This is a genomic window from Pseudomonas sp. H3_E04 (assembly GCF_054668915.1).
On sequence record NZ_CP162797.1, the window covers coordinates 2,609,633 to 2,628,555 of the forward strand.

Genomic DNA, 18,923 nt, shown 5'->3' on the forward strand with positions numbered 1-18,923 from the left:
CGCTACGGACATCTCAGTAGGAAGGCGAGTCCAGAAGCTTTTGCAAATACTGGCCATAGCCGGTTTTTTTCAACGCTTCAGCTTGCGCAGCCAACTGCTCAGGAGTGATCCAGCCATTGTGATAGGCGATCTCTTCCAGGCAGGCCACCTTCAGCCCTTGGCGCTGTTCAATGGTATGTACGAAATGACTGGCCTCGAGCAACGAGTCGTGAGTACCGGTATCCAGCCAGGCGAAGCCGCGTCCAAGCATTTCAACGCTGAGCGACTTGCGCTCAAGGTAAGCCCGATTGACGTCAGTAATTTCCAGCTCCCCGCGCTCGGAAGGCTTGATGTTCTTCGCGATCTCGACAACATCGTTGTCGTAAAAATACAGGCCAGTTACTGCGTAGTTGGATTTTGGTTTCAGCGGCTTCTCTTCAATGCTGAGCGCGCGGCCGGTAGCATCGAATTCGACCACACCGAAACGCTCAGGATCGGACACGTGATAACCGAAAACAGTCGCGCCGCTTTTCTGCTCGGCCGCAGAACGCAGATTATCGGAAAAGTGCTGACCATAAAAAATGTTGTCACCCAGAATCAAGCAGCAATCATCATCGCCGATGAACTGTTCGCCAATGATGAAGGCTTGAGCCAGACCATCGGGGCTAGGCTGTTCGGCGTAGGTCAACTTGATGCCGTACTGACTTCCATCACCCAACAATTTGCGAAAGCACGGAAGATCATCAGGGGTAGAGATGATCAGGATCTCGCGCATACCCGCCAGCATCAGCACTGACAGCGGATAGAAGATCATCGGCTTATCATAGATCGGCAGCATCTGCTTCGATACGCCAAGTGTCAGCGGGTGCAAGCGAGTGCCCGAACCTCCAGCGAGAATGATGCCTTTACGATTTGTCGTGGTCATTTGTTCAGAACTTCCCTAAGCATTCGGGTTACACCACTTTGCCAGTCCGGCAAGTGTAGAGAAAAATTGTCGCGCAGCTTCTGAGTATTTAAGCGCGAGTTCAGAGGGCGTTGCGCAGGTGTCGGATAAGCAGTTGTTTCGATCGGATTGACCGTCGTCACAGCCAATTCCTCGCTTTGGGCTTTTGCGAAGTCAATGACATGACTGGCATAGCCATGCCAGGACACTTCGCCCGCAGCAGCCAAGTGATAAAGGCCGGCTAACTCTGGACGCTTGGTAACCTGCTGGATAGCCAACGCTGTTACATCAGCAATCAGATCCGCTCCGGTAGGTGCTCCAATCTGATCCGCAATCACGCTCAACGTTTCGCGATCTTTGGCCAAGCGCAGCATGGTCTTGGCGAAGTTGTTGCCGCGTGAGCCGTACACCCAACTGGTGCGAAAGATCAGATACTTACAACCCGACGCGATAATTGCCTGCTCGCCGGCGAGCTTGCTGGCGCCGTAATGGTTCACCGGCGCAACAGCGTCTGTCTCCTGCCATGGCATGACGCCTTGGCCATTGAAAACATAATCGGTTGAGTAGTGAATCAGCCATGCGTCCAGCGATGCGGCTTCTTCCGCCATCACGCCACTTGCAAAACCGTTCACGCGATCCGCCAGCTCGGTTTCCGACTCGGCCTTGTCAACCGCCGTATAGGCAGCGGCATTAACAATAACGTCGGGCTTCACCTGACGAATTGTCGCGCGCAAGGCTTCTAGATTGGACAGATCACCACAGAGACCATCGACAAGATAACGATCAAGAGAGACGAGGTCGCCAAGCGGAGCCAGGGAACGTTGCAGCTCCCAGCCCACCTGACCGTTCTTTCCTAGAAGCAGGATCTTCATGCTTTGCTCGAGCGATCCGCATAGTTCTGATCAATCCACTGCTGGTAGCTACCGCTCTTCACGTGCTCTACCCACTCGGTGTTAGTCAGATACCACTCGACAGTCTTGCGAATGCCAGTCTCGAAAGTCTCCTCCGGTGTCCAGCCCAGTTCACGCTGAATCTTGCTCGCATCGATTGCATAACGCACGTCATGGCCAGGGCGATCCTTGACATAAGTAATCAGGCTGGCATGCGGACGATGAGCAGAATCAGGACGCAATTCATCGAGCAACGCACACAGGGTATGCACTACTTCGATGTTTTGTTTTTCGTTATGACCGCCGATGTTGTATGTCTCACCGATCACACCTTCGGTCACGACTTTGTACAACGCACGGGCATGGTCTTCGACGTACAGCCAGTCACGAACCTGGTTACCTTTGCCGTACACCGGTAGCGGCTTGCCTTCCAGTGCATTGAGGATGATCAGCGGGATCAGCTTCTCTGGGAAGTGGCATGGGCCGTAGTTGTTTGAGCAGTTGGTGACCAGTGTCGGCAGGCCATAAGTGCGGGCCCAAGCACGAACCAGGTGGTCGGAGCTGGCCTTACTGGCCGAATATGGCGAGCTTGGCTGGTAAGGCGTAGTTTCGGTGAAGAGGTCTTCCGGACCTTCGAGGTCTCCGTAAACTTCGTCAGTCGAAATGTGGTGGAAACGGAAGTTGGCTTTGCGCGTGTCATCCAGCGCAGCCCAGTAGTGACGCGCGGCTTCGAGCAGCGTGTAGGTGCCGATGATGTTGGTCTGGATGAACTCGGACGGGCCGGAGATCGAGCGATCAACGTGGGATTCTGCGGCCAGGTGCATGATTGCATCAGGTTGGTGTTCACGCAGAACGCGGTCGATCTGATCACGATCGCAGATATCGACGCGCTCGAAGGCATAACGCGAATTCTGGCTGACTTCTGCCAGGGACTCCAGATTGCCGGCGTACGTCAGCTTGTCGACGTTAACGACTGCATCGGAAGTGTTGGAGATGATGTGACGGATGACTGCCGAGCCAATGAAGCCGGCGCCGCCGGTAACTAGAATTTTCACGCGAAACGATACCCTTGAGCTGCGGACAGCGCTGCCAGCGAGCGCGGTCTAATCCATGAATGCAGAAGCCACTATCAGTTGGCATCCGTCAGAGTCAGTCTGAATCGATATGCATTAAGGCACGATCGAACAAGGGACGCATTTTACAGCTTAATGATGCTTTTACTAATGGATAAAGACAGGCTGAGGCGCAATTTCGACAGATGCCGTGCGCCTGTCGCTTTTAGACCAGTCGTTTACGAGCCGCTCTGGATGTACGCCCCAGAAACCAGCCCAAAATTGGACCGATGAGCATGCCGATCAGCAACGCCAACACTGCAACAACCGACACCGGCAGTTGTGGGCCGGCAAAACCCAGAAACAAAAGCGAAACCGATTGCTGGTTCTCCAGAACAAACGCCAGAACAATCAGAACCATCAGTAGAAGAAAAACGCCAAGCAGTATGCGTTTCAGGTTACGCATTCACGCCCCCTTGAATTTGAATAGCGAAGATCAAGCGCCTTCCTCCTCTTCCTCGTTCACGCGATCACGCAATTCCTTGCCCGGCTTGAAATGCGGCACGAATTTACCGTCCAGACTTACCGACTGACCGGTCTTTGGATTGCGGCCGACGCGCGGTGCGCGGTAGTGCAGGGAGAAGCTGCCGAAACCACGGATCTCGATACGATCACCGGTGGCGAGGCACTGAGACATTTGTTCAAGCATGGTCTTGATGGCCAGCTCCACATCTTTGGATGAGAGTAGCCCTTGATGGGTGACAATTCGTTCGATCAACTCCGACTTCGTCATATTTTTCCCTTCTTTTTCAAGCAGCTAGATCAGCGCTTGAAAGGTTTTAGCATGCCCCGAAGATTTTGAACAGCCCAGGGATTGACATATCTTTCCCTGCGTCAAAACGCCCATTTTCAGGGCATCGCATTGGCGCGTCGGACCACTACGAGCCTAACGACACATCACCAGCATGGTCCGAGTTACGAAGCCTGCCGGATTAAAGCCAAACGGGTATTCGTCTTCATCTTTGGCATCGTCAGAACGGGTGATGACCTTATAGCCCTTGCCTTTGCACTCCTTCGCTGCACGCTTCTGGCACTTTTCCCAACCGGACCCCAACCCGGAGCAATCGACCTCGATACCACTGACGCCGCGCACCGCATGGGTTTTCGCACTGGTGGTGCAACCTGCCAACGCCAAGACCACTGCAACAACAAGTAACTTGTTCATCCACTTCCTTATGCCAGGCAAGCCCGACGACTAATGCTCAAGACCAAGCTTAGTCGCGAATAGGCGATTGATCCGATTAAAGAAACAGACCCGCAGGCGTCGGCATTGGTTTCATGCACGGACGTACAAAGAACAAATCGCAGACACAAAAAAGGGCGACCGAAGTCGCCCTTTTTCATGATCAAGCAGAACTTAGTTCTGTTTGGCCATTGCTTGACGCAGCAGTGCCGCCATAGTGGTGTCAGCTGCTTCGCCTTCCGGAGCGGTTTTCAGGCTCTGGATGGCTTCTTTCTCTTCAGCATCGTCTTTCGACTTGATCGAGAGCTGGATTACGCGGCTCTTGCGGTCAACGCTGATGATCTTGGCTTCAACTTCCTGGCCTTCTTTCAGAACGTTGCGCGCGTCTTCAACGCGGTCACGGCTGATTTCGGAGGCTTTCAGGGTAGCTTCGATGTCGTCGGCCAGAACGATGATGGCGCCTTTGGCGTCAACTTCTTTCACGGTACCGGTCACGATAGCGCCCTTGTCGTTAACCGAGACGTACTCGGAGAACGGATCGCTTTCCAGTTGCTTGATGCCCAGGGAGATGCGCTCGCGCTCTGGGTCAACCGACAGGATGACGGTGTCCAGCTCGTCGCCCTTCTTGAAACGACGTACGGCTTCTTCGCCCACTTCGTTCCAGGAGATGTCGGACAGGTGAACCAGACCGTCGATGCCGCCGTCCAGACCAATGAAGATACCGAAATCGGTGATCGACTTGATGGTGCCGGAGATCTTGTCGCCCTTGTTGAACTGGCCAGAGAAGTCTTCCCATGGGTTCGACTTGCACTGCTTGATGCCCAGGGAGATACGACGACGCTCTTCGTCGATGTCCAGAACCATGACTTCCACTTCGTCGCCGACTTGTACGACTTTCGAAGGGTGGATGTTCTTGTTGGTCCAGTCCATTTCCGAAACGTGTACCAGACCTTCAACGCCTTCTTCCAGCTCAGCGAAGCAGCCGTAGTCGGTCAGGTTGGTAACACGAGCGGTAACGCGAGTGCCTTCTGGGTAACGGGCTTTGATAGCAACCCATGGATCTTCGCCGAGTTGCTTCAGGCCCAGGGAAACACGGTTGCGTTCGCGATCGTATTTCAGAACCTTGACGTCGATTTCGTCACCAACGTTGACGATCTCGGAAGGATGCTTGATGCGCTTCCAGGCCATGTCGGTAATGTGCAGCAGGCCGTCCACGCCACCCAGATCGACGAATGCGCCGTAATCGGTGAGGTTTTTGACGATACCTTTGACTTGCTGGCCTTCCTGCAGGGATTCCAGCAGAGCTTCACGCTCGGCGGAGTTCTCGGCTTCGAGGACGCTGCGACGGGAAACGACAACGTTGTTGCGCTTCTGGTCCAGCTTGATGACCTTGAATTCCAGCTCTTTGCCTTCCAGGTGCGTGGTGTCGCGCACTGGACGGACGTCAACCAGGGAACCTGGCAGGAACGCACGGATGCCGTTAACGTCGACAGTGAAGCCGCCTTTAACCTTACCGTTGATAACGCCCTTGACCACTTCCTCGGCTGCGAAGGCTGCTTCCAGAACGATCCAGCATTCAGCGCGCTTGGCTTTTTCACGGGACAGCTTGGTTTCGCCAAAGCCGTCTTCAACCGAATCCAGAGCAACGTGAACTTCATCACCAACGTTGATGTTCAGTTCGCCAGCATCGTTGTAGAACTGCTCAAGCGGGATGAGTGCTTCAGACTTCAGACCAGCGTGAACGGTTACCCAGCGAGCCTGGTAATCGATATCAACGATAACACCGGTGATGATGGAGCCTGCCTGAAGGTTCAGGGTTTTCAGGCTTTCTTCAAAGAGTTCCGCAAAGCTTTCGCTCATTTTAATTCCTGTAGATGAGGGCGAAGTAAACGCCCATCTCCACACCCCAGACGGTGTGGGTTAGTTTCATTTAAAAGAAGCACCGCAGGACTATGACTGGTCCCCTGCGGCCCTCTTGGTCACCCGGCGATATCGCGAATGGCGATCTCGCTCATGATGCGTTCAAGCACCTGATCGATGGAAAGCTCCGTGGAATCCAGCTGAATCGCGTCGGCCGCCGGCTTGAGCGGGGCTACTGCGCGCTGGGTGTCACGCTCATCGCGTGCACGGATCTCATCTAGCAGACTCGACAGACTAACACCCTCGACTTTGCCCTTCAACTGCAAATATCGACGGCGTGCCCGCTCCTCGGCACTGGCGGTGAGGAAAATCTTCAGCGGTGCATCCGGAAATACCACCGTGCCCATGTCGCGACCGTCCGCCACCAGCCCCGGCGCTTCCTGGAACGCACGCTGGCGCTGCAGCAGCGCCTCGCGCACGGCGGGCAGCGCAGCTACTTGCGAGGCGCCGGAACCGACGCTTTCGGTGCGAATGACATCGCTGACTTCGTCGCCTTCGAGAATGATCCGCTGCAGCTGACCTTCCGTCGCGGCGATGAACTGCACATCCAGATGAGCGGCCAATGTCTTCAGCAGCTCTTCATTGGTCAGGTCGACGCCATGGTTGTGCGCAGCGAACGCGAGCAAGCGATAAAGCGCACCGGAATCCAGCAGGTTCCAGCCCAGACGCTTGGCCAGAATCCCGGCGACCGTGCCTTTGCCGGAGCCACTTGGCCCATCGATGGTGATGACCGGTGCAATGTTTTTCACGACTGAGCCTCTTGTGCCACACGAATGCCGACTTGCCCGCACAGCGCAAGGAAGTTGGGGAACGAGGTCGCGACGTTGGCGCAATCGTGGATGCGGATCGGTGCGGTAGCGCGCAAAGAAGCGACGCTGAAGGCCATGGCGATACGGTGGTCGCCGTGACCGTGCACTTCACCGCCGCCGATCTGGCCGCCGTCGATGATGATGCCGTCCGGGGTCGGTTCGCACTTGACGCCCAGCGCCAGCAAACCGTCCGCCATGACCTGAATCCGGTCGGACTCCTTGACCCGCAGCTCTTCGGCGCCGGTCAGCACGGTACGCCCTTCGGCGCATGCAGCAGCAACGAACAGTACCGGGAATTCGTCGATCGCCAGCGGCACCAGTTCTTCCGGAATCTCGATACCCTTGAGTTTAGCTGCCCGCACGCGCAAGTCAGCCACTGGCTCGCCACCGACTTCGCGCTGGTTTTCCAGAGTGATATCGGCACCCATCAGGCGCAGGATATCGATCACGCCAGTGCGGGTCGGGTTGATGCCGACATGTTCAAGCACCAGTTCGGAACCTTCGGCAATCGAAGCCGCGACCAGGAAGAACGCCGACGACGAGATATCACCAGGCACTTCGATGTGAGTTGCGCGTAGCTTGCCGCCGGACTCGACAGAAGCCGTGGCACCGTCGACGCTGACCGAGTAGCCGAAGCCGCGCAGCATGCGCTCGGTGTGGTCGCGGGTCGGTGCCGGCTCGGTGACGGTGGTCTTGCCTTCGGCATACAGACCGGCAAGCAGCAGACAGGATTTCACCTGAGCACTGGCCATCGGCATGGTATAGGTCAGACCCTTGAGTTTGTGGCCACCACGAATGGTCATCGGTGGACGACCCTCAGCAGCGGTTTCGATGACCGCACCCATTTCCCGCAAAGGATTGGCCACGCGGTTCATCGGACGCTTCGAAAGCGAGGCATCACCCGTCAAAACACTGTCGAAGTTCTGCGCCGCCAGCAGACCGGAAAGCAGACGCATCGAGGTGCCGGAGTTGCCCAGATAGATCGGGCCCGGCGCAGGTTTCAGGCCGTGCAGGCCGACACCGTGAATGGTCACGCGGCCGTGGTGCGGGCCTTCGATGACCACGCCCATGTCGCGGAATGCCTGCAAGGTCGCCAGGGCGTCTTCGCCCTCAAGGAAGCCTTCAACTTCGGTGACGCCTTCGGCCAGCGAGCCGAGCATGATCGAACGGTGGGAAATCGATTTGTCACCCGGTACGCGAATCCGACCGGACAGGCGGCCACCAGGTTGAGCCAGGAAGATCAGATCGTTGGAATTCATAGCGTCCACATAGGCCCTGCGGGCCAGGATTTTACTGAAATGCTCGCGGGCAACCCGGGCGCGCGTGAAAACGCCCAACAATTGGTGCCCATCCCCTGCATCGACCGCGTCGCGCAAGGCGTCGAGGTCGCTGCGAAATGTATCGAGTGTGCGCAGGACAGCCTCGCGGTTGGCGAGGAAGATGTCGTGCCACATCACCGGGTCGCTTCCGGCGATTCTTGTGAAATCGCGAAAACCACCGGCAGCGTAACGGAAGATCTCCAGATTTTCATTGCGCTTGGCCAATGAATCGACCAGACCGAAGGCCAGCAGGTGCGGCAGATGGCTGGTCGCGGCAAGCACTTCATCGTGACGCTCGACCTGCATGTGCTCGACATCGGCGCCCAGTTCGCGCCAGAGCCGATCGACCACCGCCAGCGCGGCAGGATCGGTTTGCCCGAGCGGCGTCAGGATCACCTTGTGCCGGCGGAACAGCTCGGCATTCGAGGCTTCCACCCCACTCTGCTCGGAACCGGCAATCGGGTGCCCGGGGACGAAACGCGACGGCATGCCGCCGAACGCTTCGGTCGCCGCGCGCACCACGTTGCCTTTGGCACTGCCGACATCCGTAAGAATCGCCTGCCCCAGATCCATGACAGCCAGACGCGCGAGCAGTTTTTCCATGGCCAGAATCGGCACGGCCAGCTGAATCACATCGGCACCGACGCAAGCCGCCGCCAAGTCGTCTTCGCAGCGATCGACCACACCCAGCTCGACGGCGAGCTTGCGCGATTGCGGGTCGAGATCGACGCCGACCACTTCACGGCACAGGCCGCTTTCACGCAAACCCTTGGCAAACGAACCACCGATCAGCCCCAGACCAACCACCACAAGGCGACCGATCATAGGTGCAGCAGGTTGCAGCGCAGTGACATCAACCACGAGCCAGAACCTTGCGCAGCGCCTCAAGGAAACGGCTGTTTTCTGCCGGCAGACCGATGGTCACCCGCAGGTGGTTCGGCATGCCGTAATTGGCCACCGGACGCACGATCACGCCTTCGCGCAGCAAGCCCTGAAAAATCGGCGCTGCGACCTGGCCGAGATCGACGCAGATGAAGTTGCCTTTGGACTCGATCCAGCCCAGTCCCAGCTCACGGAAACCCGCCTGCAACTGCTGCATGCCGGATTCGTTGAGCTGACGGCTTTGCGCCAGATATTCCTCGTCCTTCAGCGCCGCACACGCCGCCGCCAACGCGAGGCTGTTGACGTTGAATGGCTGACGAACGCGATTCAGCACGTCCGCCACCACAGGCGTCGACAAGCCATAACCGACGCGCAGCGCGGCCAGACCATAGGCCTTGGAGAAGGTGCGCGACACCAGCAGGTTCGGGTATGCGGCGAGGAAGTCGAGACCGTCCGGCAAATCACTGCCTTCGGCGTACTCGATGTAGGCCTCGTCGAGGACTACCAGCACATGCTCGGGAACGTCCTGCAGGAATTCGTCCAGCGCTTCGGCGCCAAACCAGGTGCCGGTCGGGTTGTTCGGGTTGGCGATGAACACCACGCGAGTGTTGGCATCGATGGCTGCAAGCATCGCCGGCAGATCGTGCCCCCAATCCTTGGCCGGAACCACCTTGGCTTGTGCGCCAACGGCTTGGGTAGCAATCGGATATACCGCGAAAGCGTGCTCGCTGAACACGGCATTCAGACCCGGCGCCAGATAGGCACGGGCGACCAACTCAAGAATATCGTTGGAGCCATTGCCCAGGGTGACCTGATTCAGCTCGACTCGGCACTGCTCGGCGAGCAGCGACTTCAGGGCGAAACCATTGCCGTCCGGGTAGCGGGTCAGCTCGGCCAGCTCATCGCGAATTGCCGCCAGCGCCTTCGGACTGGCGCCCAGTGGGTTTTCGTTGCTCGCCAGTTTGACGATTTTTGCCGGATCCAGATCCAGCTCGCGCGCCAGTTCGTCCACCGGCTTGCCCGGAACGTACGGCGAAAGTTGTTGCACGCCCGGCTGTGCCAGAGCGAGGAAGTTACCACTCATTTGCTACCGCCCCTTAGAGAACTGCTTTCGGGTAGGAACCCAGCACTTTGAGTGCTACTGCTTCCTGACTGATCTTTTCCAGCACACCTTTGATCAACGGATCACGGTGATGGCCGACGAAGTCGATGAAGAACACGTAGGTCCATTTGCCGCTGCGCGACGGACGGGTTTCGATGCGGGTCAGGTCGATACCATTGTCGTGGAACGGCACCAGCAGCTCATGAAGCGCGCCGGGCTTGTTGCTCATCGACACGATGATCGAGGTCTTGTCGTCGCCGGTCGGCGGCACTTCCTGGTTACCGATCATCAGGAAGCGCGTCGAGTTGTCCGGACGATCTTCGATTTTCTCCGCCAGCCGCGTCAGACCGTACAGCCCCGCAGCCATATCGCCAGCGATCGCCGCCGAGTTCCACTCACCCTTGACCCGCTTGGCCGCTTCGGCGTTGCTCGACACCGCGACGCGCTCGACATTGGGGTAATGCGCGTCCAGCCACTTGCGGCACTGGGCCAGCGACTGCGCGTGGGAATAGATGCGACTGATGCTGTCGGTCTTGGTGTTTTCGCCGACCAGCAGATGGTGGTGGATGCGCAACTCGACTTCGCCACAGATCACCATGTCGTGCTCGAGGAAGCTGTCCAGCGTGTGGTTGACCGCGCCTTCGGTGGAGTTTTCCACCGGCACCACGCCGAAATTCACCGCACCGGCAGCGACTTCACGGAACACTTCGTCGATTGCCGCCATTGGCTTGCTGATCACCGCATGGCCGAAGTGTTTCATCGCTGCCGCTTGGGTGAAAGTGCCTTCAGGACCGAGATAAGCCACTTTCAGTGGCTGCTCCAGAGCCAGGCACGAGGACATGATTTCGCGGAACAGCCGCGCCATTTCTTCGTTGCCCAGCGGCCCCTGATTGCGCTCCATCACGCGCTTGAGCACCTGAGCTTCGCGCTCGGGACGATAGAACACCGGCACTTCGCCTTCGGCCAGCGAGGCCATCTTCACGCGGGCGACTTCCTGGGCGCAACGCGCACGCTCACTGATCAGCTCGAGGACTTTGGTGTCCAGAGCGTCGATGCGAACGCGCAGTGCCTTGAGTTCTTGCTCGGACATCAGCCGTGTTCCTTCTCGAATTCCGCCATGTACGCCACCAGCGCGTTGACCGCAGTGATGTCGACGGCGTTGTAGATGGAGGCGCGCATGCCGCCCACCGAACGGTGGCCCTTGAGGTTGAGCAGACCGCGCTCGTCGGCACCGACAAGGAACGGCTTGTCCAGACGATCGTCAGCGAGACGGAACGGCACGTTCATCCACGAGCGATCCGACTTGTTGATCGGGTTGCTGTAGAGACCGCTGGCGTCGATGAAGTCGTACAGGGTGCGCTGCTTGACGTCGTTGAGCTTGGCGATCGCTTCGACGCCGCCCTGCTCTTTCAGCCACTGGAACACCAGACCGGACAAGTACCAGGCGAGGGTCGGCGGGGTGTTGTACATCGAGCCGTTATCGGCCGCGACCTTGTAATTAAGCATGGTCGGGCACAGCGAGCGCGCTTTGCCGAGCAGGTCTTCGCGGATGATGTTGACGACAATACCGCTCGGGCCGATGTTCTTCTGCGCGCCGGCGTAGATCATGCCGAAACGCGAAATATCGACCGGGCGCGAGAGGATGTCCGAAGACATGTCCGCCACCAGCGGTACATCACCGGTTTGCGGGATCCACTGAAATTCCAGACCGCCGATGGTTTCGTTCGGCGCGTAGTGAACGTACGCGGCGTCTTTCGACAGGTTCCACTCGTTCTGGCCGGGAATGGCGAAATAGTCGTAAGGCTTGGCAGTGGCAGCAACGTTGACGTGGCCATAGCGCGAGGCTTCTTCGATGGCTTTCTGCGACCAGATACCGGTGTCGATGTAGTCGGCCGAGCCGCCTTCAGGCAACAGGTTCAGCGGGATCTGCGCGAACTGCTGGCTGGCGCCGCCCTGCAGAAACAGCACTTTGTAGTTCGACGGGATATTCAGCAGGTCACGCAGATCCTGCTCGGCCTGGGTGGCGATGGACACGAACTCATCGCTGCGATGGCTCATTTCCATGACCGACAGACCCTTGCCGTGCCAATCAAGGAGTTCACCCTGGGCGCGCTGCAGGACAGCTTCAGGCAGCGCCGCCGGGCCGGCGCAGAAGTTATAGGCTCGCTTGCTCACATCCAATCTCGCTCTGATTTGGTGATACACAAAAACTGTAAATCGCTGATGCTGCACATAGGCGAATGTGCACATTCTGGCATCCGAACATCTAGCCTGTAGGAGCTGCCGAAGGCTGCGATCTTTTGATCTTCACCCCGAAAAGCAAGATCAAAAGATCGCAGCCTTCGGCAGCTCCTACAGGGACCTCTCGAAAATTCATACCGGACAAATAACAAGGGGGCGAATTCTCATCCGCCCCCTCGTTTGTCCGCTTATTCCTGCGGTTCTTCGTCTGCTGCGGCGTCGAGTTGCTGGTCGTCTGCGGCCTCGTCGATACCGACGGTGCCTGCGATTTCCTCGCCCTCTTCACCTTCGAGCTCTTCGCCTTCGATTTCCGAAGGCTCCTGAACCCGCTCCAGCCCGACCAGGGTTTCATCCTTGGCCAGCTTGATCAGCGTCACGCCCTGAGTATTACGGCCCAGGCTCGACACTTCGCCGACACGGGTACGAACCAGGGTGCCCTGATCGGAGATCAGCATGATTTCTTCGCCGTCGAGCACCTGTACCGCGCCGACCAGACGGCCGTTACGCTCGTTGCTGACCATGGCGATCACGCCCTGGCCGCCACGCTTGTACTCAGGGAACTCAGTGATCGCGGTGCGCTTGCCATAACCGCGCTCGGAAGCGGTGAGGATCTGGCTGCCTTCTTCCGGGATCAGCATGGAAATCAGCTTCTGCCCTTCCGGCAGACGCATGCCGCGCACACCGCGAGCGGTACGGCCCATCGCACGTACATCGGACTCTTTGAAGCGGGTAACCTTGCCGCCGTCGGAGAACAGCATCACTTCGCGCTCGCCATCGGTGATGGCCGCAGAGATCAGCACGTCGCCCTCGTCCAGCTCCAGCGCGATCAGACCGACGCTGCGCTGACGGCTGAAGGATTCCAGCGGGGTCTTCTTCACAGTGCCGTTGGCGGTGGCCATGAAGATGTAGTGACCTTCGGTGTATTCCTCGACCGGCAGCATGGTGGTGATGTATTCACCGTCATCCAGCGGCAGCAGGTTGACCAGCGGACGACCACGGGCCGCGCGGGATGCTTCCGGAATTTCGTAGGTCTTGAGCCAGTACACCTTGCCCTTGCTGGAGAACAGCAGCAGCGTAGTGTGGCTGTTGGCGACCAGCAGGTGAGCGATGTAGTCCTCGTCCTTGACACCGGTGGCCGACTTGCCTTTGCCGCCACGACGCTGAGCCTGGTACGCAGCCAGCGGCTGGGTCTTGGCGTAGCCACCGTGGGAGATGGTCACGACGCGCTCTTCTTCCGGGATCATGTCACCCAGGGTCAGGTCGAGACGGGCGTCGAGAATTTCGGTGCGACGCACGTCGCCGTATTCGGCGCGGATCACTTCCAGTTCTTCGCGGATCACTTCCATCAGGCGCACAGCGCTGTTGAGGATGCGGATCAGCTCGCCGATCTGGTTGAGGATCTCTTGATACTCGGCCAGCAGCTTCTCGTGCTCCAGACCGGTCAGGCGGTGCAGGCGCAGTTCCAGAATGGCTTGCGCCTGTTCTGGCGAGAGGAAGTACTTGCCTTCGCGCAGGCCATATTGCGGATCGAGGTTTTCCGGACGGCACGAATCGGCACCGGCGCGCTCAACCATCGCCACCACAGCCGAGGATTCCCAAGGCGTGCTGATCAGCGCTTCCTTGGCTTCCGACGGCGTTGGCGAGGCCTTGATCAGGGCGATGACCGGGTCGATGTTCGACAGGGCAACGGCCTGGCCTTCGAGAATGTGCCCACGCTCGCGCGCCTTGCGCAGTTCGAACACGGTACGGCGGGTGACCACTTCGCGACGGTGACGGACGAAGGCTTCCAGCAGATCCTTGAGGTTGAGGATACGTGGGCGGCCGTCGATCAGCGCGACGATGTTGATACCGAACACCGATTGCAGCTGGGTCTGGGCGTAGAGGTTGTTGAGGATCACCTCTGGCACTTCGCCGCGACGCAGCTCGATCACGACACGCATACCGTCCTTGTCGGACTCGTCGCGCAGCTCGGTGATGCCTTCGAGCTTCTTCTCTTTGACCAGCTCGGCGATCTTCTCGATCAGGCGTGCCTTGTTCAGTTGGTAAGGCAGTTCGGTGATGACGATCTGCTGACGGCCACCGACCTTGTCGATGTCTTCGATGATCGAGCGGGCACGCATGTAAATGCGTCCGCGACCGGTGCGGTAGGCTTCGATGATGCCGGCGCGACCGTTGATGATCGCGGCAGTCGGGAAGTCCGGACCGGGAATGTATTGCATCAGCTCATCGACGGTCAGCTCGGGATTGTCGATGAGGGCCAGGCAACCGTCGATGACTTCACCGAGGTTGTGCGGCGGAATGTTGGTCGCCATGCCTACGGCGATACCGCTGGAACCGTTGACCAGCAGGTTCGGTACACGGGTCGGCATGACCGCCGGGATCAGTTCGGTGCCGTCGTAGTTCGGCACCCAGTCCACGGTTTCCTTGTGAAGGTCAGCCAGCAGCTCGTGCGCCAGCTTGGTCATGCGCACTTCGGTGTATCGCATGGCCGCAGCGTTGTCGCCGTCGACCGAACCGAAGTTGCCCTGGCCGTCGACCAGCAGGTAGCGCAGGGAGAAAGGCTGGGCCATACGAACGATGGTGTCGTACACGGCAGTGTCACCGTGCGGGTGATACTTACCGATCACGTCGCCGACGACACGGGCAGATTTCTTGTACGGCTTGTTGTAGTCGTTGCCCAGCTCGCTCATCGCGAACAGTACGCGACGGTGCACGGGCTTGAGGCCATCGCGCGCATCCGGCAGTGCACGGCCGACGATCACGCTCATTGCGTAGTCGAGGTAGGACTGTTTCAGCTCGTCTTCGATATTGACCGGGAGGATTTCTTTGGCCAGTTCGCCCATGAGAAGCCTGATTCCTTTTTCTGGTGAAACTTCGTCATATCCATGTGGGAGCAACGAAGCTCGTCGGGGCCGGCCGAGTGCCATGCGCCGACTTACGACAAATCAACATTGGATCGCGGATTTGCGCAGTAAAGACAGCTCCGTGGAGCCGCCTCGGAAAACGCCGGATGTTATCACAAAGGCCGCCACGCACCTATCCCCCAGATGCGCATGGAGCATAGTTAGTTGACTGATGACAGGCTTGAGGGGGACGACAGAAGCTCTGAGCTTCTTTGAATGTGAAATCTGGGGCTGAATTAGCGATGTTTATTGACATTACCGACCTCTTCGCGAGCAGGCTCGCTCCCACACGGGTCTGCGGCGATCACAAAACCTGTGGGAGCGAGCCTGCTCGCGAAGGGCTCGCTGCAAGACCAAAGCCTGTCAATGCAGGCGCTTGCGACACATCAGCTGGGCCATTTTCGCGGTATCCGGGCGTTCGACGATGCCTTTCTCGGTGACGATCGCATCGATCAGATCCGCTGGGGTGACATCAAACACCGGGTTGAACGCTTCAACATCGGCCCCGACGCGCTTGCCACCGACTTCCAGCAGCTCGGCGCCATCACGCTCTTCGATCGGAATGTCATCGCCGCTGGCCAGGTTCATGTCGATGGTCGAACTTGGCGCCACGACCATGAAGCGCACGCCGTGGTGCATGGCGTTGACTGCCAGTTGATAGGTGCCGATCTTGTTCGCCACGTCGCCATTGGCGGTGATGCGGTCGGCGCCGACGATCACCCAGGTCACGCCTTTGGTTTTCATGATGTGCGCGGCGGCGGAGTCGGCGTTCAGGGTCACCGGGATGCCTTCGTTGGCTAGCTCCCACGCGGTCAGGCGCGAGCCTTGCAGCCACGGCCGGGTTTCATCGGCGTAAACGCGCTCGACCATGCCTTCTATATAAGCTGCGCGGATCACCCCCAGCGCGGTACCGAACCCGCCGGTGGCCAGCGCGCCAGTGTTGCAGTGGGTCAGAATCGCCTGAGCGTTGCCCTGATGCTTGCGAATCAGATCGACGCCAAGCTGCGCCATGGTCAGATTGGCTTCACGATCGCTTTCATGAATGGCGATGGCCTCGGCTTCCAGCGCCGCCAGCGGATCGGCGTTGCTTTTCAGCCGATCCAGGCGATCGTGCATGCGCCCCAGCGCCCAGAACAGATTGACCGCGGTCGGACGCGAATCGGCGAGCAGGGCAAAATCCTCTTCCAGCGCCGCATACCAGTCGCCGCCTTCGGCAATCCGCGCCCGCGCTGCGAGGACGATGCCATAGGCCGCGCTGATACCGATGGCCGGTGCGCCGCGCACGACCATCGAGCGAATCGCCTCGGCCACGCCGGCGGCGCTGGTGTAGGCAATCCAGGTTTCCTCGAACGGCAAAATACGCTGATCCAGCAGGTGCAGCGCGCCATCACGCCAATCGATGGCCTTCACTTTCTCCGCAGCCAACAGTCGATCGCGCATCCCACACCCCGCACTCATGAACAAAAGCCGCCGATTATAGCGATCCCCCCGCGAAGACGCTCGGGTATACTTCGCCATCCTTTACAAAAGCACTGGAACCGACCCTCGATGCCGAAACCTGCCATTGCGCTCGACCTGTTATTGCTGCCGACCTGGCTGGTCCCCGTTGAACCGGCAGGCGTGGTGCTCAAGGAGCACGGCCTGGGCATCCGTGACGGTTGCATCGTGTTTATCGGCCCGCGCGCCGAAGCATTGAAGTGTAACGCGACAGAAATCCGTGAACTGCCGGATGTTCTGTTGGCACCAGGGCTGATCAACGCCCACGGCCATGCGGCGATGACGCTGTTCCGTGGCCTGGCCGACGATCTGCCATTAATGACCTGGCTGGAAAATCATATCTGGCCGGCCGAGGGCAAATGGGTCGATGAAGATTTCGTCCGCGACGGTACCGACCTGGCCATTGCCGAGCAGATCAAGGGCGGCATCAGCTGTTTCTCGGACATGTATTTCTTCCCGAAAGTCGCCAGCGAGCGCGTACACAACAGCGGTATCCGCGCGCAGATCGCCATTCCGATCCTCGATTTCCCGATTCCGGGCGCCAGCAACGCCGACGAAGCCATTCGTCAGGGCGTCGAATTGTTCGGCGACCTCAAGCATCACGAGCGCATCAAGATCACTTTTGGCCCGCATGCACCCTACACCGTCGGTGATGAGAATCTGGAAAAAATCAGGGTGATCGCCGAGGAACTGGACGCCGCGATACACATGCACGTGCACGAGACCGCTTTCGAAGTGCAGCAGGCCGTCGAGCAGACCGGTGAGCGGCCACTGGCTCGGCTCGGCCGCCTTGGCCTGCTCGGCCCGCGCTTCCAGGCGGTGCACATGACCCAGATCAGCGATGAAGACCTCGCGCTGCTGGTAGAAAGCAACAGCAGCGTGATCCACTGCCCGGAGTCCAACCTCAAACTGGCCAGCGGCTTCTGCCCGGTCGAGCGTTTGTGGCAGGCTGGGGTGAACGTCGCCGTCGGCACCGATGGCGCGGCGAGCAACAATGATCTCGATCTGCTCGGCGAAACTCGCACCGCTGCCCTGCTGGCCAAGGCCGTCGCCGGTTCCGCCACCGCGCTGGACGCCCACCGCGCCTTGCGCATGGCCACTCTCAATGGCGCCCGTGCGCTGGGGATCGAGGCGCAGGTCGGCTCGCTGGAGATCGGCAAAGCTGCGGACATCGTCGCTTTCGACCTGTCCGGGCTGGCGCAGCAACCGGTGTATGACCCGGTGTCGCAGCTGATTTATGCCACCGGGCGTGATTGCGTGAAACACCTGTGGGTCGCTGGCAGGCAACTGCTCGACGACCGGCGCCTGACCCGCATGGACGAACAACAGTTGGGCGCGACCGCCCGCCACTGGGGCCAGCGCATCAGCGGCCACACCGAATCGTAAACACCGCGGCGCAATCTCCGCGGCTACAGCCCTTTTCAGGTTTTTCGAGGAATTGAACATGAGCAACGTCGACCACGCCGAAATCGCCAAATTCGAGGCCCTGGCCCATCGCTGGTGGGACCGTGAAAGCGAATTCAAGCCGCTGCACGACATCAACCCGCTGCGGGTCAACTGGATCGACGAACGAGTCAATCTGGCCGGCAAGAAAGTCCTCGACGTCGGTTGCGGCGGCGGCATTCTCAGCGAAGCCATGGCCCAGCGTGGCGCCACGGTGATGGGCATCGACATGGGCGAAGCGCCGCTGGCGGTCGCGCAACTGCATCAGCTGGAATCCGGAGTCAGCGTCGAATATCGCCAGATCACCGCCGAAGCCCTCGCCGAAGAGATGCCCGAGCAGTTCGACGTCGTAACTTGCCTGGAAATGCTCGAACACGTGCCGGATCCATCCTCGGTGATCCGCGCCTGCTTCCGCATGGTCAAGCCGGGCGGCCAGGTGTTCTTCTCGACCATCAACCGCAACCCGAAAGCGTATCTGTTCGCGATCATCGGCGCCGAATACATCATGAAGCTGCTGCCACGCGGCACCCACGACTTCAAGAAATTCATCCGCCCGTCGGAGCTCGGTGCGTGGAGCCGCATGGCCGGTCTGACAGTAAAAGACATCATCGGCCTGACCTACAACCCGCTGACCAAGCACTACAAACTGGCCAACGACGTTGACGTCAACTACATGATCCAGACCCTGCGCGAGGAATAA

The 18,923-nt window shown here is 59.0% G+C and carries 16 protein-coding genes; 2 read left to right on the plus strand and 14 right to left on the minus strand.

All coding sequences use genetic code 11. From position 1 onward, the window contains the following. Positions 1 to 13 precede the first annotated feature (13 nt). From rfbA to mtnA, 14 genes are all read right to left on the minus strand, one after another. A complete protein-coding gene (gene rfbA, locus AB4N53_RS11660; RefSeq protein WP_460120627.1) occupies positions 14 to 904 on the minus strand; it encodes a glucose-1-phosphate thymidylyltransferase RfbA in 891 nt (296 codons plus the stop codon). Further along, positions 901 to 1,794: a dTDP-4-dehydrorhamnose reductase gene (gene rfbD, locus AB4N53_RS11665; RefSeq protein ID WP_460120629.1), complete on the minus strand. Its 894-nt coding sequence runs from the start codon at positions 1,792 to 1,794 to the stop codon at positions 901 to 903. The genes rfbA and rfbD overlap by 4 nt, the downstream gene beginning before the upstream one ends. Continuing rightward, positions 1,791 to 2,867, minus strand: coding sequence for a dTDP-glucose 4,6-dehydratase (gene rfbB / locus AB4N53_RS11670; protein WP_460120631.1), 1,077 nt, complete (start codon positions 2,865 to 2,867; stop codon positions 1,791 to 1,793). Before rfbB ends, rfbD begins: the two co-directional genes overlap by 4 nt. 223 nt (positions 2,868 to 3,090) lie before the next feature. After that, complete coding sequence (locus AB4N53_RS11675; protein ID WP_460120633.1) at positions 3,091 to 3,330, minus strand: lipopolysaccharide assembly protein LapA domain-containing protein; 240 nt, start codon at positions 3,328 to 3,330, stop codon at positions 3,091 to 3,093. Positions 3,331 to 3,360: 30 nt separating this feature from the next. After that, positions 3,361 to 3,657 carry an integration host factor subunit beta gene (gene ihfB, locus AB4N53_RS11680; protein WP_007950920.1) on the minus strand — a complete coding sequence of 99 codons (297 nt, stop codon included), beginning with the start codon at positions 3,655 to 3,657 and terminating at the stop codon, positions 3,361 to 3,363. A 153-nt stretch (positions 3,658 to 3,810) separates the two neighbouring features. Further along, on the minus strand, positions 3,811 to 4,089 hold the full coding sequence (locus AB4N53_RS11685) for a hypothetical protein (protein ID WP_110646032.1): 279 nt from the start codon (positions 4,087 to 4,089) through the stop codon (positions 3,811 to 3,813). Positions 4,090 to 4,281: 192 nt separating this feature from the next. Continuing rightward, on the minus strand, positions 4,282 to 5,967 hold the full coding sequence (rpsA, locus tag AB4N53_RS11690; RefSeq protein ID WP_460120635.1) for a 30S ribosomal protein S1: 1,686 nt from the start codon (positions 5,965 to 5,967) through the stop codon (positions 4,282 to 4,284). A gap of 119 nt (positions 5,968 to 6,086) precedes the next feature. After that, positions 6,087 to 6,776: a (d)CMP kinase gene (gene cmk / locus AB4N53_RS11695; protein WP_024013869.1), complete on the minus strand. Its 690-nt coding sequence runs from the start codon at positions 6,774 to 6,776 to the stop codon at positions 6,087 to 6,089. After that, on the minus strand, positions 6,773 to 8,980 hold the full coding sequence (locus tag AB4N53_RS11700) for a bifunctional prephenate dehydrogenase/3-phosphoshikimate 1-carboxyvinyltransferase (protein WP_460125434.1): 2,208 nt from the start codon (positions 8,978 to 8,980) through the stop codon (positions 6,773 to 6,775). The genes cmk and AB4N53_RS11700 overlap by 4 nt, the downstream gene beginning before the upstream one ends. A 28-nt stretch (positions 8,981 to 9,008) precedes the next feature. After that, on the minus strand, positions 9,009 to 10,121 hold the full coding sequence (gene hisC / locus AB4N53_RS11705) for a histidinol-phosphate transaminase (RefSeq protein ID WP_207807778.1): 1,113 nt from the start codon (positions 10,119 to 10,121) through the stop codon (positions 9,009 to 9,011). 13 nt (positions 10,122 to 10,134) lie between these two features. Next, positions 10,135 to 11,229 (minus strand): prephenate dehydratase, encoded by a 1,095-nt coding sequence (gene pheA, locus AB4N53_RS11710; RefSeq protein WP_016770924.1) that lies wholly within the window; start codon positions 11,227 to 11,229, stop codon positions 10,135 to 10,137. Beyond that, positions 11,229 to 12,314, minus strand: coding sequence for a 3-phosphoserine/phosphohydroxythreonine transaminase (gene serC / locus AB4N53_RS11715; RefSeq protein ID WP_460120638.1), 1,086 nt, complete (start codon positions 12,312 to 12,314; stop codon positions 11,229 to 11,231). The genes pheA and serC overlap by 1 nt, the downstream gene beginning before the upstream one ends. Before the next feature lie 254 nt (positions 12,315 to 12,568). After that, a complete protein-coding gene (gene gyrA / locus AB4N53_RS11720) occupies positions 12,569 to 15,223 on the minus strand; it encodes a DNA gyrase subunit A (protein WP_095182243.1) in 2,655 nt (884 codons plus the stop codon). Positions 15,224 to 15,646: 423 nt separating this feature from the next. After that, a complete protein-coding gene (gene mtnA, locus AB4N53_RS11725) occupies positions 15,647 to 16,723 on the minus strand; it encodes an S-methyl-5-thioribose-1-phosphate isomerase (protein ID WP_016770927.1) in 1,077 nt (358 codons plus the stop codon). 108 nt (positions 16,724 to 16,831) lie between these two features. On the opposite strand from mtnA, the gene AB4N53_RS11730 reads away from it, so the two are divergent. Next, complete coding sequence (locus tag AB4N53_RS11730; protein WP_460120640.1) at positions 16,832 to 18,166, plus strand: TRZ/ATZ family hydrolase; 1,335 nt, start codon at positions 16,832 to 16,834, stop codon at positions 18,164 to 18,166. Between the two features lie 58 nt (positions 18,167 to 18,224). Beyond that, entirely contained in the window at positions 18,225 to 18,923 is a 699-nt protein-coding gene (gene ubiG, locus AB4N53_RS11735; protein ID WP_007908399.1) for a bifunctional 2-polyprenyl-6-hydroxyphenol methylase/3-demethylubiquinol 3-O-methyltransferase UbiG, read from the plus strand.

Coding starts and splice junctions, on each gene's coding strand:
- rfbA (WP_460120627.1), bottom strand. CDS start 904: ATGACCACGACAAATCGTAAAGGCATCATTCTCGCTGGAGGTTCGGGC.
- rfbD (WP_460120629.1), bottom strand. CDS start 1,794: ATGAAGATCCTGCTTCTAGGAAAGAACGGTCAGGTGGGCTGGGAGCTG.
- AB4N53_RS11675 (WP_460120633.1), bottom strand. CDS start 3,330: ATGCGTAACCTGAAACGCATACTGCTTGGCGTTTTTCTTCTACTGATG.
- ihfB (WP_007950920.1), bottom strand. CDS start 3,657: ATGACGAAGTCGGAGTTGATCGAACGAATTGTCACCCATCAAGGGCTA.
- AB4N53_RS11685 (WP_110646032.1), bottom strand. CDS start 4,089: ATGAACAAGTTACTTGTTGTTGCAGTGGTCTTGGCGTTGGCAGGTTGC.
- rpsA (WP_460120635.1), bottom strand. CDS start 5,967: ATGAGCGAAAGCTTTGCGGAACTCTTTGAAGAAAGCCTGAAAACCCTG.
- AB4N53_RS11700 (WP_460125434.1), bottom strand. CDS start 8,980: ATGATCGGTCGCCTTGTGGTGGTTGGTCTGGGGCTGATCGGTGGTTCG.
- hisC (WP_207807778.1), bottom strand. CDS start 10,121: ATGAGTGGTAACTTCCTCGCTCTGGCACAGCCGGGCGTGCAACAACTT.
- pheA (WP_016770924.1), bottom strand. CDS start 11,229: ATGTCCGAGCAAGAACTCAAGGCACTGCGCGTTCGCATCGACGCTCTG.
- gyrA (WP_095182243.1), bottom strand. CDS start 15,223: ATGGGCGAACTGGCCAAAGAAATCCTCCCGGTCAATATCGAAGACGAG.
- mtnA (WP_016770927.1), bottom strand. CDS start 16,723: ATGCGCGATCGACTGTTGGCTGCGGAGAAAGTGAAGGCCATCGATTGG.
- AB4N53_RS11730 (WP_460120640.1), top strand. CDS start 16,832: ATGCCGAAACCTGCCATTGCGCTCGACCTGTTATTGCTGCCGACCTGG.
- ubiG (WP_007908399.1), top strand. CDS start 18,225: ATGAGCAACGTCGACCACGCCGAAATCGCCAAATTCGAGGCCCTGGCC.